Annotated in this window: 13 protein-coding genes; 6 read left to right on the top strand and 7 right to left on the bottom strand. The window is 66.0% G+C overall.

Annotation, left to right across the window (positions count from 1 at the left end; all coding sequences use genetic code 11):
* Positions 1 to 638 precede the first annotated feature (638 nt).
* The 3 genes from ACYVAN_RS15435 to ACYVAN_RS15425 all read right to left on the bottom strand — a co-directional run bounded on the left by ACYVAN_RS15435 (position 639) and on the right by ACYVAN_RS15425 (position 4,347).
* Entirely contained in the window at positions 639 to 1,475 is an 837-nt protein-coding gene (locus ACYVAN_RS15435) for a hypothetical protein (protein ID WP_460960148.1), read from the bottom strand.
* 532 nt (positions 1,476 to 2,007) lie between these two features.
* On the bottom strand, positions 2,008 to 3,345 hold the full coding sequence (locus ACYVAN_RS15430; RefSeq protein ID WP_460960146.1) for a flavin monoamine oxidase family protein: 1,338 nt from the start codon (positions 3,343 to 3,345) through the stop codon (positions 2,008 to 2,010).
* 735 nt (positions 3,346 to 4,080) lie between these two features.
* A complete protein-coding gene (locus ACYVAN_RS15425) occupies positions 4,081 to 4,347 on the bottom strand; it encodes a hypothetical protein (RefSeq protein WP_460960144.1) in 267 nt (88 codons plus the stop codon).
* Between the two features lies 1 nt (position 4,348).
* Between ACYVAN_RS15425 and ACYVAN_RS15420 the strand changes: the two genes are divergently transcribed.
* The gene (locus ACYVAN_RS15420; protein ID WP_460960142.1) at positions 4,349 to 4,609 is read left to right on the top strand and encodes a hypothetical protein; all 261 of its coding nucleotides are present in this window, start codon (positions 4,349 to 4,351) and stop codon (positions 4,607 to 4,609) included.
* Positions 4,610 to 4,759: 150 nt separating this feature from the next.
* Here the strand turns inward: ACYVAN_RS15420 and ACYVAN_RS15415 are convergent, their stop codons facing one another.
* The 4 genes from ACYVAN_RS15415 to ACYVAN_RS15400 form a co-directional block, all read right to left on the bottom strand.
* Positions 4,760 to 5,059: a MoaD/ThiS family protein gene (locus ACYVAN_RS15415; RefSeq protein WP_460960140.1), complete on the bottom strand. Its 300-nt coding sequence runs from the start codon at positions 5,057 to 5,059 to the stop codon at positions 4,760 to 4,762.
* A 40-nt stretch (positions 5,060 to 5,099) separates the two neighbouring features.
* On the bottom strand, positions 5,100 to 6,215 hold the full coding sequence (locus tag ACYVAN_RS15410; RefSeq protein WP_460960139.1) for a WD40/YVTN/BNR-like repeat-containing protein: 1,116 nt from the start codon (positions 6,213 to 6,215) through the stop codon (positions 5,100 to 5,102).
* Positions 6,216 to 6,273: 58 nt separating this feature from the next.
* Positions 6,274 to 7,065 (bottom strand): helix-turn-helix transcriptional regulator, encoded by a 792-nt coding sequence (locus ACYVAN_RS15405; RefSeq protein WP_460960137.1) that lies wholly within the window; start codon positions 7,063 to 7,065, stop codon positions 6,274 to 6,276.
* 222 nt (positions 7,066 to 7,287) lie between these two features.
* Positions 7,288 to 8,067, bottom strand: coding sequence for an IclR family transcriptional regulator (locus ACYVAN_RS15400; RefSeq protein WP_460960135.1), 780 nt, complete (start codon positions 8,065 to 8,067; stop codon positions 7,288 to 7,290).
* Between the two features lie 145 nt (positions 8,068 to 8,212).
* Between ACYVAN_RS15400 and ACYVAN_RS15395 the strand changes: the two genes are divergently transcribed.
* From ACYVAN_RS15395 to ACYVAN_RS15375, 5 genes are all read left to right on the top strand, one after another.
* Positions 8,213 to 9,634 (top strand): malic enzyme-like NAD(P)-binding protein, encoded by a 1,422-nt coding sequence (locus ACYVAN_RS15395; protein WP_460960133.1) that lies wholly within the window; start codon positions 8,213 to 8,215, stop codon positions 9,632 to 9,634.
* Between the two features lie 59 nt (positions 9,635 to 9,693).
* On the top strand, positions 9,694 to 10,944 hold the full coding sequence (locus tag ACYVAN_RS15390) for a DUF6986 family protein (protein ID WP_460960131.1): 1,251 nt from the start codon (positions 9,694 to 9,696) through the stop codon (positions 10,942 to 10,944).
* Between the two features lie 370 nt (positions 10,945 to 11,314).
* The gene (locus ACYVAN_RS15385) at positions 11,315 to 11,458 is read left to right on the top strand and encodes a hypothetical protein (RefSeq protein WP_460960129.1); all 144 of its coding nucleotides are present in this window, start codon (positions 11,315 to 11,317) and stop codon (positions 11,456 to 11,458) included.
* Between the two features lie 262 nt (positions 11,459 to 11,720).
* Positions 11,721 to 12,626 carry a factor-independent urate hydroxylase gene (gene pucL, locus ACYVAN_RS15380; RefSeq protein WP_460960127.1) on the top strand — a complete coding sequence of 302 codons (906 nt, stop codon included), beginning with the start codon at positions 11,721 to 11,723 and terminating at the stop codon, positions 12,624 to 12,626.
* A gap of 14 nt (positions 12,627 to 12,640) precedes the next feature.
* On the top strand, positions 12,641 to 14,104 hold the full coding sequence (locus ACYVAN_RS15375; protein ID WP_460960125.1) for a nucleobase:cation symporter-2 family protein: 1,464 nt from the start codon (positions 12,641 to 12,643) through the stop codon (positions 14,102 to 14,104).
* Positions 14,105 to 14,118: the final 14 nt, after the last annotated feature.

Raw genomic sequence — 14,118 nt, 5'->3', positions numbered from 1 at the left:
CATCCCGACACGAGAACGGTTGCCCCTGACATCCTGGTCATGGCGCGATCTCATCAGCAATGCGGGGCGTGGCATGTACTTGCTCCACAGCCTCAACAACGCAAGCCCCGACGAAAGACATCCCCGCCGAGGCCAGGATGACCCTTGAGAAGCCGTCCGCTTCGTGGGTCGCTCGCTGTGCGCGGCCTTCCGTGGTGCACAGGTTTCGCTGCGATCGACATAGCAGCTGCACGAGCGAATTCCCCACCTATTTCTGCGTTTCGCCCTCGATCACACGACCGTCCTCAGTGGAACAAGTCGTTCCTGGATTCGTGACGGGACCATGTGAGCAAGTCCAAGCGCCGACCGAGACGGGGCCACGACCACCCGCCCCCGGTCCTTCGCCGCGTTCCAGAGTACGGTAGTAATCGTCCATCACCCGCACCGCGTTCTCACACTCGACGTTCTCTGAAACGATGTAGACGCTCTCCTGAATTCCCGCGGCTGTTCGAACTCGTTCCTCGCACCGCGTTCCCGGCGGGTCGCCGGTGAATCCGCAGCCGATTGTCACCAGCAGGCTTGCCAGCAACACACCTGCCAGCAACGTAGGGGACACATGCCGGTGCGTCATCTCCCAACTCCCTCGGTTGCCGCAAGCGTTAGTCGTCGCCCCACAGGGAGTGGTCGTAGCTCGCGAGTCCGCCCGTTACGGCGCTGCTCCGGAATGGTTCGTCACCGACTTTGATGATTTCCGTGCCTGATCCCTCGGGTGAGGCCCAGTCGAGTTCGAGATGCCAGCGACAGGCGCATTCCTTGGTGGTCGCCACGATCTCGAAGACCTCTGGGTCGGTGGATGAGACCCGGTACGGAAACTCCGGGGTGGGGTCCAAATCGTCCCCCGGTTCGTACTTGTCCCCCCTCCGGGGAACGGCTTGCGGTTGCGGACGGTCCAGGTCGATCAGGAAGGATCGCCGCATCAGATCACCGGCGCCCGGGCAGGTGGAAACCACGGTTCCACGGGTGGGGGCGGGTTCCCGGGAGAGAACCTTGACCCTGAGGTCCTGCAGCACCACAGCCCCATCCTGCGAGTTGCCGTGCACGGTGAACTCGGCTCGGAACCCGGATGCTGTGGACGCGCCGAGTTGATACGCGGAAGCGTTGTTCAGTCCCTCACGGGGCGGCAGATCGGCGAGCTCGAAGTTGTCGGGAAAGACCCACCGGCCCGACCCCGCGCACCCTGGCCCGTCCCGAACCTGGATGCTCAACGGACTCCGATCCGGCGTGCTCGTCCGCACCCAGATACCGGCTGCGGCGACCAGGACGACGGCAACCGCGACAGCACCCCAGACGCCCGGCCGGCGAAAACGACGCTGTGGCCCGTGGAAGTGCACCCCGCCGCTGACCTGGTGTGCTTGCACGCTGGCGCCCGTGCCGTGGAACTCGTTGTGCAGCGTTTCGGGATGCTGCTCGCTTTCCGGCTCGGGTGGAACACTCATACTAGGACTCCGCGGCTTCGCTGCCGACGATGCGCTCTGTCTGATCTTCGAAGGTATCGCAACGGGGATGCCCTCGGTTGCCTTTTTGAACGAAGCTCAACAGTCGTGGCTCGGACCCGTCGATACCCGAGCCACGACTACGTCACGCGGAAGTCCGCCGCGAGCCACCTACCGGTCAGCCCTGCTGCAGCGATTGCTGCGTCGATGATCTCCTGCGTCATCCTCCTGACGTTCGAGAACCGAACCTGTTCGGATCCGGCTGCTCGGCCGTCCGTGGTTGGATTGCTCGGCTGCGGCGTGATGGCCGGGGTAGGCGCTGCGGTCAACACCGGCGAGGTCGGCCCCCGAGCTTCCGTTGCCGTCATCGGGTGCGGTGGCGTCGGGGACGGGGTGGTGGCGGGTGCCTGCATGGCTGGTCCAGAAGCCGCTCTCGAGGATTCGAGGAACGCTGTCCAGCGAAGCGCGGACGATGGAAACGGTGCTTCGTCGGATCTGCGGTTGGACCGCGTGACCGGGCGTGGGCGCTGACGCCTCACCGTTCGGCGACAACTGCCATGGCGCTCACTGCGTCAGCGATCCGTTTGGCTTCGCCTAGAGCACCGTGCGTCCCGGCAGATGGCGAAGTCCAGTCACCGGCGAAGTGCATGGCACCGACCGGCTGCTGGAGCTCGTCGACCACGGCTGCGCGCTCGGGGCTCAACAGAGCGAAGCAGTGCTCCCAGGTCTGGACGTGTGTTCCGACGATCCGATCACGTAGATCGGGGGCCACAGCGACGAAGTCCGCCAGCCATTCCGCCTCTCGTTCTCGGTTTCCCGGCAAGTCGGGTTGGTACCCCGCCGAGTTGCCGAAGCAGACGAAGTGGACGATGTCCGGCTCGTCGCGGGATTTGATCCGGCCTGGGGTCGGGTTGATGATGCAGTCGAACCGGCTTCCGACGGTGGTGACGAAAGCCCAATCGCGGTGGTGTTCGAGGCCGCGGACGTCCGCGGCCACGACCATGGTCGTGCTGCCCGGCGTTTTCGCGCGTGCCAGAGCCTCGCGCTTCCACGTCGGAAGGTCGCCGACCAGAGGGGCGACGAGTGGAGCGGGCACTGCGAGCAACACCTGGCGAGCGCGGTACTCGACGTCCCCCGCGGGGCCCGTAGCAGCGATGGCATAAACACCCGTGGTGTTGTCGAACGTCACCTTCGTGACCCGGGTGGAAAGGTCGAGCGTCCCCGGTGCGAGACGTGCGGCCATACCGGTCGTGAGCGCCTGCATGCCGTTCAGAACAAACAGTCGGTTTTCCTGCTCGTGGGCCGGGTAGCTGGCAAAGTACCGGAGGGCATAGCGCGCGCTCAGGTTTTCCGTGTCGCCCACGGATCCGCCGCGCACGGCTGTCTCGAGCACCTTCCGCGCTCCTGCGGGCAACGAGCGGAATCGCTGTGCCACCGTTTCCCCATCGAGGTGGTCGGCCTGCGGGGTGAAACGACCGCCCCGCGTGGTGTCGCGGTACTCCGCGACCGCTCGATCGAGGGTCGCCAGCAACGCTTCACGATCGTCAGCGGGGAGCGGCAAGCCGTTGACGACATCGGCGTTGCTCGCGCCGATCGATGTGCGGCCGTCAACCGAAATGCCGTACGTGGTCGGTTCGAAAGGCACGGCGTCGAGTCCAAGTTCGGCGACGAGTTCTTCGCTCGGCGTGCCGCGATAGGCGAAGAGCGCGCCTGTGTTGGCCATGCCACCGGGGAGTCGGAGGCTCTTGGTCCGCCCGCCCGGATCAGGTTGTTCCTCGACGACCTTCACGTCCAGTCCGGAATCGCGCAGCTGGTAAGCGGTGCCCACGCCAGCAGGGCCACCACCGACGACGACGAGGTCACGCACGATCATGAGTCCCCTTCTTTCCCTTGTTGATGGCGCTACGGAGCGGCGCGGCCGGGGCCCGACCGCGGAGATCGGCGACTACGTTTGTGCGCGATGTCAGGCAGCCGTGCGCCCTGTTGACTGTGTGATGTGTGCTCGTGTCATCGAGTTGCGAGGTTGGGGCGGTCGGAGCAGGTTCGCGATTTGCCTTGCGAGGGCCGGCGGTATGGCCTCCGGCTAGCGTCGAAGTATGCGAACAGCTCGTGCTACGAACAATGCCTGGACCGCCTCACTCGAGGCTGGAGTCCTTCTGAATCAAAAGTTCGCTTACGCATTGGTGGTGGTCGAATCTGAAACGACGTAATCGGCACATCGTCACTGATGGCGGCCCTACCACGCTGCTGCGGTGCACCTCAGTCGCGCCTGCCCGCAGAAGCAGGCCCTGCGCGGTGTCGCTCCGGTTCGCGTGCGAACCCGAGCCCTCAGAACGGCTTGTTTCTCGTGGATCAAGAATCCCGATCCGGTGGGCCAGTGGCCTCCACCAGCCGTTGCTGAATTAACGACTCGAAAACGGCGAGACCGCATCGTCCCGAGCCGTGGTTATCCCGACCGAGACGTGGACCGGGCACCTGAAGGCCGCACCGCGGCCCCTAGATGTATTCCTGCTTCGCACCCGCCTGGGCAGGTCACGCATCCGCGGCCGGCCGGGGTCAAGTGCATCGTGAGCGGGGCTCTGGGATACGCGGCGCCTGAGCAGCGTTGTCAGCGGAGACGCTTTGCGGGGTCGCCGGGGCGCGGGCTGGGTTTACCGGCGATGGTGAGCCAGAGGCCGGGGTCGAAGTGACCCTGGGGAAGTTGGGTGACCATGTAGCGGACGGAGCGTTCGATCTTCACACGCCAGCGGCGCGCGGCCTCGTTGCCGTCGCCGTCGTGAAGTGCCTCGAAGATCGCCGCGTCCTCTCGGGCGATGAGGTCTCCCGCCTCGACGTAGCGGATTTGCAGGACCGCGATGAACATCCGCAGGCGCATCGTGAGGCGTTGGAAGAACCGGGTCGATCATGTCGTCGTCGAGCACGGAACCTTGCCCAACGTCGAGCTCTACGATCGGATCAAACCCCACTCGACGAATGACGGCGAGATCGACTACACGAAGTTGCTCAACCGCTCTCCACAGGACCGACTGCGCAATGAGGACGGCAGGTTTCAGCTGTTCCGGGTCGGCGACGCGGTCAGTAGTCGCAGCGTCCACGCCGCCGTACTGGACTCCTTCCGGCTCTGCTCGGCCATTTGAGAGCACCTCCAACGAACAAGCGTCGGACTTTCCGACGATATGCTGCGGTAGGCGAATCGGCGGAGTTCGCGACTAGCTCTCGCGACGGCGGTGATCAACCACGTTTTCCCGGTGGATCGAGTCCGGGACAGGTGGCGGGGCCGTCCTGCCTCAACCGCCCGCCATCGCGCCGACGACGAGGAACGGTTCGTCGCCCGTCGCGACCTCGTGCGGCAGTGGTGCGTCCGGGGATTCATGGGACAGGTCCTGCTGAGAAGCGAAGAACCGGACGAACGCTCGGCGTCGCTTCGTGTCCGGATCCCGGATCGTGCCGTGCAGCATCGGAAATCTGGCTTCGAGGGCGTCCAGGACGGTGTCCTGGGTCGGGTCGCCGTCGACGTGAATTTCGACTTCTCGCTCGGAGACCTTCGCCAGCGTCCGCAGGTGTGCGGGAAGTGCGACTCGGACCATTTGAATTCCAATCAGCGACCCCGCAAGGCGGGGGAGAAACTCAAGGCAGGGTTTGCACTTCGACGGAGAGAACGGCGGGGAGGTCACGGACGATGGGCTCCCAGTTGTTTCCGGAATCGGCCGACGCGTACACCTGTCCGCCGGTGGTGCCGAAGTAGACGCCGGACTCGTCGAGCGAGTCCACGGACATCGCATCCCGCAGCACGTTGACGTAGCAATGGCTCTGCGGCAGGCCGTTGGTCAGCGGTTCCCACTCGTTTCCGCCGGTGCGACTGCGGTACACGCGGAGTTTGCCTTCGGGTGGGTAGTGCTCCGAGTCGCTCTTGATCGGAACGACGTAGACGGTGTCGGGCTCATGCGCGTGCACGTCGATCGGGAAACCGAAGTCGCTGGGCAGGTCACCGCTGATCTCGTACCAGGAATCTCCGCCATTGTCGCTGCGCATGACGTCCCAGTGCTTTTGCATGAACAGCACTTCGGGTCGTGCGGGATGGACCGTCATGCGGTGGACGCAGTGGCCGACCTCGGCGGTCTCCGCGGGGATGCCGTCCGAGCGAAGACCGTGGTTGATGGGCTGCCAGCTCTTGCCCGCGTCGTCGCTACGGAAAGCACCGGCGGCCGAGATGGCCGTGTAGATCCGATCCGGATCGGCCGGGTCCTGGAGGACCGTGTGCAGGCACATCCCGCCGGCGCCCGGTTGCCAGCCGGGTGCGGACTCGTGCTGCCGCAACTTCGGTAGCTCCTGCCACGTCTGTCCGCCGTCGATGGTGCGGAACAGCGCGGCGTCCTCGACGCCCGCGTACACCATGTCCGGATCGTCCGGGGACGGCTCCAGGTGCCACACCCGTTCGAACTCCCACGGATGCTGCGTGCCGTCGTACCACTGGTGCGTGCCGGGAACACCTTCGTAGGAGAACCGGTTGCCCACCGGTTCCCACGTGCTGCCGCCATCGTCGGAGCGTTGGATCACCTGGCCGAACCAACCGAGCGACTGCGAGACGTACAGGCGGTTCGGATCGGCGGGTGACCCCTTGAGGTGATAGACCTCCCAGCCCCCGAAATGCGGGCCACTGATCTCCCACGTCTCCCGCTTGCCGTCCGCGGTCAAGATGAACGCGCCCTTGCGGGTGCCGACGAGGACTCGAACACCACTCATGCCTACCCCCTGGAGCTGTGCGGACCCGGGATTTCCGCGCTGAACGTGCCGTCGTCCATCAATCTAGAGCGGGGGCCGACGCGTGTCTTCTCCGATCTTGCGCGATCGGTGACGCGAGTGGGGGCAGCGCGACCAGTACCGGCGCCATCCAGTCGGCCGCGATGTCGAGGTACACCTCGCGGTGGTGCTGAACGGTCGGCGCGGACACGTGCACCGGCCACGGGGAGGAGCCGAGCACCTCTTCGGTGGGAACCAGCTGACTCCGCGCGTCCGCGGGAAGAGCGGATGCCAGAAGCCAGTAGTCACCTGGTGGGGCGCCGTGCAGCGCGAACTCGCCGGATTCGTCGAGCAGCGATCCGGCTGCCGGGAGTCCGCGAGCGGACCGGCGCGGGAACAAGCCGACATAGATCGCCGGGGAGCAGCCGAGGGCGAGCTGCGCCCCCGGGCTGAGATGGACGGTTCCGGTGACGACGCCACCCCCTCGTGCTCTGCCGGGTACGTGCACGGGCCGGGGTGGTGCGTCGGCGAGGGCGTCCGGAAGCCTGCGGAACTCGGTGGGGCTGATGCCGACGTCGGCGGCGAACCGCCGGGTGAACGTGCCGAGTGAGGTGAACCCGACCGCGAAGCAGATGTCGATGATCCGGTCGTTCCCCCCGAGGATCAGTTCCTTGGCGTGTTGGAACCGGTGGGCGGCCAGGAACTGTCCCGGCGGCACGCCGATCCGCTGCTCGAACGACCTGGCCAAGTGGAAGGGGCTGTAGCCGACGTGGTCGGCGACGTCGGCGAGTTTGATCGGCTCTTCGGCATGGGCCACGACGAAACGCGCGGCTTCGACTGCGACGTCCTGCAAGGTCCTCAGCGCCCCTCGGTCGCGACCCGGTCCACCACGCCCGCCGCAGGCAGGCGCCTGCCCGAACTGTAGTGCCGCGCTACGACAGTGCAGGGTGACGAAGGGGTTGGGGCGACGGGGCGACGGAGTGGGGCTGGGTCGAGGAGTTGTGAACCGAACCGCGGCCCGCGAACGTCGAGGACGCGGTGGAGTGACGTCCGGCGCGGCAGGGGATGCGCGCGATCAGTTCAGATCGTCGGCGAGGTCAGCGCAGGCCCGCGTGAGCAAGGGAATCGCGCGCTCGACGACCTCTTGGGTCATCCGGGTGGCGGGACCGGAGACGGACATGGCCAGGCGCGTGGGGGTTTCCGGTACGGCCACGGCGACGCAGCGCACGCCGACCTCCTGTTCACCTTCGTCCAAGGCGTGACCGCGATCGGCGCTCTTGGACAGCGCTTTGAGGAAGTCGTCCGGGTGGGAGATGGTCGATTCGGTGTACGGCCGCATCCCGGTGCGCTGCAAGATCTCTGTTACCCGGTGCTCCGGCATACCGGCCATGATCGCTTTGCCCACGGCGGTGCAGTGCGGCAATACTCTGCGGCCCACTTCGGTGAACATCCGCATCGACTGCCGGGACTCGGCCTGGGCGACGTAAACGATCTGGTCGCCGTCGAGCATCGCGAGGTTGACCGATTCGCCGAGCGCGTCCACGAGGGATTCCAGATGCGGCCGGGCCCAGATGCTGAGGGTGCCGGAGGCGCTCTCCCCGAGGCGGATCAACCGGGGTGCTAGCACGTACTGGCGGTTGGATTCCTGGCGGAGGTATCCGAGTTCGACGAGGGTCCGAACCACGCGATGGATGGTGGGCATGGGCAGCCCGGACTCCGCCGCGAGCTGCGAGAGGCCCATCACGCCGCCGTTTTGCGCCATGGTCTCGAGCAGGGCGAATGCGCGACCGATAGACCGCACGTTCCCCGCCTGCGGCTGTTTCGCGCCGCTGGATGCGGGCTCATTGGTGGCCATGCTGCTGGACTCCTGCGCTCGACATTTCGGAGAACGGAATCCTACTAGCGAGTTCGGTGTGACTGACAGCACCGCCCCCGGGTTGATTTTCCGCACAGCAGACTCTAAAGTCCGCTCTGCGAAATCCGGCGAAGGAGGAAGGTTCATGGCGTCACCGAGTCCGGGATGTGCGATCACCGTCCGAGTCGAGGGGCCGGCGTCCGCCGATGCCACGAGTGGCCTGGTAGCCGCCGTGCACGCTGCGGAAGGCGCGCTGACCGCGCTCGACGTGGTGGAGTCGAACGCCGATCACCTCGTCGTCGATGTCACGTGCGATGCCATCGACAGCGGCCACGCGCAGCAGATCGAGAAGGCGCTGGACGCGGTCTCCGGTATGCGGGTTCGCGAAGTCAGCGACCGCACCTTCCTCATGCACCTCGGCGGCAAGCTCGAGGTGGCCCCGAAGGTGTCGATGAAGCACCGCGACGACCTCTCGCGGGCTTACACGCCAGGTGTCGCGAGGATCTGCAAGGCCATCGTCGAGAACCCCGAGGACGTGCGCCGCCTCACGCTCAAGCGCAACACCGTTGCGGTGGTCACCGATGGATCCGCCGTGCTCGGACTGGGTAACACCGGCCCGGCTGCGGCCTTGCCGGTCATGGAAGGCAAGGCGGTGTTGTTCAAGCAGTTCGCAGGGGTCGACGCATGGCCGGTGTGCCTCGACACCCAGGACACCGAGCAGATCATCGGCATCGTCAAGGCGATGGCGCCCGCGTACGGCGGCATCAACCTGGAGGACATCGCCGCTCCGCGCTGCTTCGAGGTCGAGCGGCGATTGCGGGATGAGCTCGACATTCCGGTGTTCCACGATGATCAGCACGGAACCGCGATCGTCGTGCTCGCGGCGCTGACCAACGCGCTGCGAGTGGTCGGCAAGGAGATCGGCGACGTGCGGGTGGTGGTGAGCGGGGCCGGGGCCGCCGGTCACGCGATCGTCTCCCTGTTGCTGGCCCAAGGGGTCCAGGACATCGTCGCCTGCTCGCGTGTCGGTGCGATCCATCGGGAACAGGAAGGCCTGGATCCGTCGCGCCAGTGGATCGCCGACAACACCAACCAGGATCGCCGTTCGGGACCGTTGCGCGAGATGTTGGTGGGAGCCGACGTGTTCATCGGCGTCTCGGGGCCGGACCTGCTCGGGGGCGAAGACATCGCGCGGATGGCCGAGGACGCCATCGTGTTCGCGCTCGCCAACCCGGACCCGGAAGTCGATCCGCTGGCGGCGCGCGAGCACGCCGCCGTGGTGGCCACAGGTCGTTCCGACTACCCGAACCAGATCAACAACGTGCTGGCCTTTCCCGGCCTGTTCCGCGGATTACTGGACGCGGGGTCCAGGGACATCACGCTCGGCACGATGCTCGCCGCGGCACGGGCCATCGCCGATTCCGTGGCGAGCTCGGAGCTCAACAGCAGTTACGTCGTTCCGTCGGTGTTCGACCCCGATGTCGCCCCGGAGGTCGCCGCCGCGGTCCGCGAATCAGCGAAGGAATCCGAGGCAGCTGTGCCCGGGAGTGCCGTACCCAACTCGTGACCAGCAAGAAAGGTCCTGGTTCCCGCTGTGAGGCGAATCCGAAGGAGACGGGAGTCCGCATGAGCAGCATCGACGATCTGGCGATCGAACTGGACGAGCGATTGGCCGCGGCCGACGGCGCACTGGAGCGCGGGTATCCGGGTGACCGTGGCGCGCGTCAGCCCGTTCACACCGTCTACGTCCCCGCCGACCGCTTCTCGGCGACCACGGCAGGGGAGTGGGGACGACAGGCGCTGGCGGTCCTGGAACAGCACGGCGGCGCGGACGAGGACGCGGGAGAGTCGTTCGGCCTCGCCCCCGAAGCGTTCGCGGAGGTCCGCGAGAGGGTGGTCGGCAAGTTGACCGCCGAACCGATCGAGGACCTGCGAATCGACTTCGAGGATGGCCTCGGTGATCGGCCTGATGACGAGGAGGACGCCGCGGCGCTGTCGGCGGGATCCGAGCTGGGGAAGGCGTTGCGGACTGGTCAGGCTCCACCGTTCCACGGCATCCGGTTCAAGTCCTTCGAATCGCCGACGCGTCGGCGGGGACTGCGGACCCTCGACCTGTTCGTCGGGGAGTTGGCGCGGCAAAGTGGCGTGACATCCGGTTTGGTGGTGACCCTGCCGAAGGTCTCTTCCGTCGAGCAGGTCGAGGCGATGGTGCTCGCGAGTGAGTGGTTGGAGCGGGAGCACGGGTTGGACGCGGGACGGCTGCGCTTCGAGATTCAGGTGGAGACGCCGCAGTCCATCCTCGGCGCGGACGGCACCGCCCTGGTGGCTCGCATGATCCACGCCTCGGATGGCCGTTGCGCCGGCCTGCATTACGGGACCTACGACTACTCGGCCTCCTGCGGTGTCTCGGCCGCGTATCAGAGCATGGAGCACCCGTCGGCCGATCATGCCAAGGCCGTCATGCAGGTCGCCGCCGCCGGGACGGGGGTGTTCGTCTCCGACGGGTCGACCAACGTGCTGCCGCTCGGTGAGCGGGAGCAGGTGCGGGTGGCGTGGCGTCTGCATCACCGGCTCGTGCGGCGTTCGCTGGAACGCGGTTTTTACCAGGGCTGGGATCTGCATCCAGCCCAATTGCCGACTCGGTTCTTGGCGACCTACGCGTTCTATCGCGAGGGGTTCGGGTCGGCGGCGGCGAGACTGCGGGCGTACGTCCACGGCGGCGATTCCGGGTTTCTGGACGAGCCGGCGACCGCCGCCGCGCTGGCTGGTTTCGTGTTGCGAGGCCTTGAGTGCGGGGCGCTCGGCGACACCGAGGTGGTTGAGCTGATCGGGATCGATTCCGGCCGTCTCGCGAAGTTGGCCAAGCGTGGTGCGTGACGGTAGCTGCCGGCCACGGGGGGCTCGTGGAGTTCGTCCGTCGGTTCCGCGTGGATGCCCGAACGGTCCGGCCGCAGCGCGAACACACGTAATCGGACCGCTGGTAGGCGTGCCTGCCGGCGTTCTTGCGCAGTGGGGTCCCTTGAACTGCCAGGAGCCGACGTGCTCGGCCGAAACGCGGGTTCGCCCTCGCGGTCTTCGGGCAGGGGCAGCGGTGACATCGCTGTCCTCCTGCTACTACACACCGTTCTCCGGAAGCCGGCGAGTTGACCCACCAGGTACTTCAACAAACTGTTGACATGCCGGAGTGGCGGGTGCCACTATTCCGTCAAACGAAAACAAGATTCTGTTGTGCGATACGGTGTGGGGCGTGCCACTGGCCCGGTTGCTCCCGGAGCAGGTGGATCCCCTCGATCGCGGTCCGGAGCTGTCCGAAGCGACCGGGTGCGCGGTCACGGCCTATGAGCTGCGCCGCGTCGCCCCCGGCGAGTCCGAGAACGTGCTCGACGCATGAGCACCACCGCGATGCGGGGTGTCTGTGGGCAGGCCCGCTAATGGCTACGGCGGCCACCCAGATGGATGGCCTCGGAATCGGGCACTGGCCGCGCCGCGCGGCGTACCGACCGGTGTTCGGCTCTCCGAGTGGTTCGCCGTTGCCGGTCGACCGAGGCACTGTCCGGAGGTCGGCGCCAGTCCGCGAAAACCCGCACCGGAGCAGCACCGGCATGTGCCCACCCTGCTCAACCCGAATGCCAGCTGTCGAAGGAGCTAGATCAATGGCCACCAGGCTCGGAACCAACCAATACGGCAAGGCCGAGAACCACCTAGTCCGAGTCCAACGCGACATGGCCCGCCACAGAATCACCGACCTGACGGTCTCCACGGCGCTGCGCGGTGATTTCGCCGATGCCCACATCGGCGGAGACCAGGGAGAAGTGCTGCCCACCGACACCCAGAAGAACACCGTCTTCGCCTTCGCCAAGGAGAAGGGGATCGAGTCGCCCGAACAGTTCGCGCTCGAACTCGCGGACCACTTCATCTCCGCCACGGAGGCAGCCAGTGGTGCGCGCGTCGAGGTCGACGAGGCCACGTGGGACAGGATCCAGGTCGACGGGGAAGGACATGACCACTCCTTCGTCCAAACCGGTGGGGGTACTCGCACAACCGTGGTCAACGTCGACGGCTCCGGTGCCGACCGCCGAGCCCACGTCGTTTCCGGCGTGAAGGACCTCGTCGTGCTCAAGTCCACGGGGTCGGAGTTCCGCGGATTCGTCAAGGACCGGTACACGACGTTGCGGGAAACCGATGACCGCGTCCTCTCCACCTCGCTTGTCGCACGCTGGCGATTCACCCGCACCGACGTCGACTGGAACAAGTGCTACGACGGCGTGAAAGCGCTGCTGCTGGAGCAATTCGCGGTCGTCCATTCCAAAGCACTGCAGCAGTCCCTGTACGAGATGGGTGAGGCCGTGGTCGAGCGATTCCCGGAGATCGCAGAAATCAAGTTCTCGGCGCCCAACAAGCACCACTTCCTCGTCGACCTAGCACCGTTCGGGGTCGACAACCCCAACGAGGTCTTCCACGCGGCCGATCGGCCCTACGGACTCATCGAGGCGAGCGTTCTCCGCGACGACGCCGAAGATGCCGGATCGGCGTGGCACGCCGTCCCAGGGTTCTGCTGAAACGAGGCCGCACGATGAAACTCCCGCAGTTCAGAAGAAATCCGAAGTACCGCGGCCGCCCCGAAGACCAGTCGTACGGGGCCGGAAAGCTCGTCGTCTTCGGTACCCAGCACATCCTCACGATGTACGGAGGTGTCATCGCACCGCCGATCATCGTCGGTGGCGCGGCAGGCCTCAGCCCGATGGACCAGGCGACCCTGGTGACGGCCGGACTGCTCATCAGCGGGTTGGCGACCCTCTTGCAGACACTCGGGATCGGCCCATTCGGAAGCCGATTGCCGATCGTACAAGGAATCTCGTTCGCGAGTGTGTCCACGATGGTCGCGATCGCCCAGGACGGCGGTGTGCAGCCGGTGTTCGGTGCCATCATAGTCGCCGGGCTCATCGGTCTCGTGGCGTCGTCGTTCTTCGCCCAGCTGGTACGGCTGTTTCCGTCGGTGGTCACGGGTTCCGTCATCACCGTGATCGGCCTTTCGCTCATGCCTGTGGCTTTCGAGTGGGCGATGGGCGGTACCGGGGCAGAAGACCTCGGTTCGATGTCGAACATCGGTTTCGCGGGGCTGACGCTGGTCATCATTCTGGCGATCAGTCGCATCTTCCAGGGCGCGATCTCGCGATTGTCCATCCTCGTCGGCATGATTGTGGGAACTCTGATCGCGATTCCCGCCGGAAAGGCGGACTTCTCCGCGGTCGGGGAAGCCGATGTCGTCGCGTTGCCGCAGATTCTCCACTTCGGTCCGCCCACCTTCCAGGTAGGAGCGATCGTGTCGATGACGATCGTGATTTTCGTGATCATGATCGAGACGACCGCCGACATCATCGCCATCGGGGAGATCGTCGACACCGAGGTCGATGCCAAGCGGGTCGCCGAAGGGCTGCGAGCGGACATGGCCGCCACGACGCTTTCACCGTTCTTCAGCAGTTTTCCGTGCAGCGCGTTCGCGCAGAACGTCGGACTGGTCGCGTTGACCGGAATCAAGAGCCGGTTCGCCGTGGCGACCGGTGGCCTCGTGCTGGTCGTCCTCGGCTTGCTGCCCGTGGTGGGAGCCATCGTGTCGGCGATTCCGCTCCCGGTACTCGGTGGGGCGGGGATCGTGCTGTTCGGCTCCGTCGCGGCGAGCGGAATCCGCACCCTTGCCCGCGTCGACTACCGCGACAACCTCAACATGGTTATCGTGTCGGTGGCCATCGCGGTGGGCATCATCCCCGTGGCCGCTCCGGACTTCTGGGAGAAGTTCCCGAGCTGGTTCGGCGTGATCATGGATTCCGGCATCAGTGCGACCGCGGTCGTCGCGATTCTCCTGAACCTGCTGTTCAACGAACTCAAGGCCGGGAACAAACCAGGGCCATCGGTATTCGCCGCGGCGGAGAACGAACTGGACGAATTCGGCGACAGCTTCGACGATGAGCTGCGCAGCGAACAGCAGACACGGCCGCGGCACCGCGAGGTGCCCGGTGACGAAAGCACCGCGCACTGACCCGAGCGCTACGC

This window comes from Parasphingorhabdus pacifica (genome assembly GCF_054779195.1).
Note: the sequence above shows the minus strand (reverse complement) of the source record. Positions and strands in the feature narration are given on the sequence as shown.

What these genes read in the sequence shown, in the direction of transcription:
- ACYVAN_RS15430 (WP_460960146.1), bottom strand. Translation starts at nt 3,345, where the DNA reads ATGATCGTGCGTGACCTCGTCGTCGTCGGTGGTGGCCCTGCTGGCGTG.
- ACYVAN_RS15395 (WP_460960133.1), top strand. Translation starts at nt 8,213, where the DNA reads ATGGCGTCACCGAGTCCGGGATGTGCGATCACCGTCCGAGTCGAGGGG.
- ACYVAN_RS15410 (WP_460960139.1), bottom strand. Translation starts at nt 6,215, where the DNA reads ATGAGTGGTGTTCGAGTCCTCGTCGGCACCCGCAAGGGCGCGTTCATC.
- ACYVAN_RS15435 (WP_460960148.1), bottom strand. Translation starts at nt 1,475, where the DNA reads ATGAGTGTTCCACCCGAGCCGGAAAGCGAGCAGCATCCCGAAACGCTG.
- ACYVAN_RS15425 (WP_460960144.1), bottom strand. Translation starts at nt 4,347, where the DNA reads ATGCGCCTGCGGATGTTCATCGCGGTCCTGCAAATCCGCTACGTCGAG.
- ACYVAN_RS15400 (WP_460960135.1), bottom strand. Translation starts at nt 8,067, where the DNA reads ATGGCCACCAATGAGCCCGCATCCAGCGGCGCGAAACAGCCGCAGGCG.
- ACYVAN_RS15390 (WP_460960131.1), top strand. Translation starts at nt 9,694, where the DNA reads ATGAGCAGCATCGACGATCTGGCGATCGAACTGGACGAGCGATTGGCC.
- ACYVAN_RS15415 (WP_460960140.1), bottom strand. Translation starts at nt 5,059, where the DNA reads ATGGTCCGAGTCGCACTTCCCGCACACCTGCGGACGCTGGCGAAGGTC.
- ACYVAN_RS15375 (WP_460960125.1), top strand. Translation starts at nt 12,641, where the DNA reads ATGAAACTCCCGCAGTTCAGAAGAAATCCGAAGTACCGCGGCCGCCCC.
- pucL (WP_460960127.1), top strand. Translation starts at nt 11,721, where the DNA reads ATGGCCACCAGGCTCGGAACCAACCAATACGGCAAGGCCGAGAACCAC.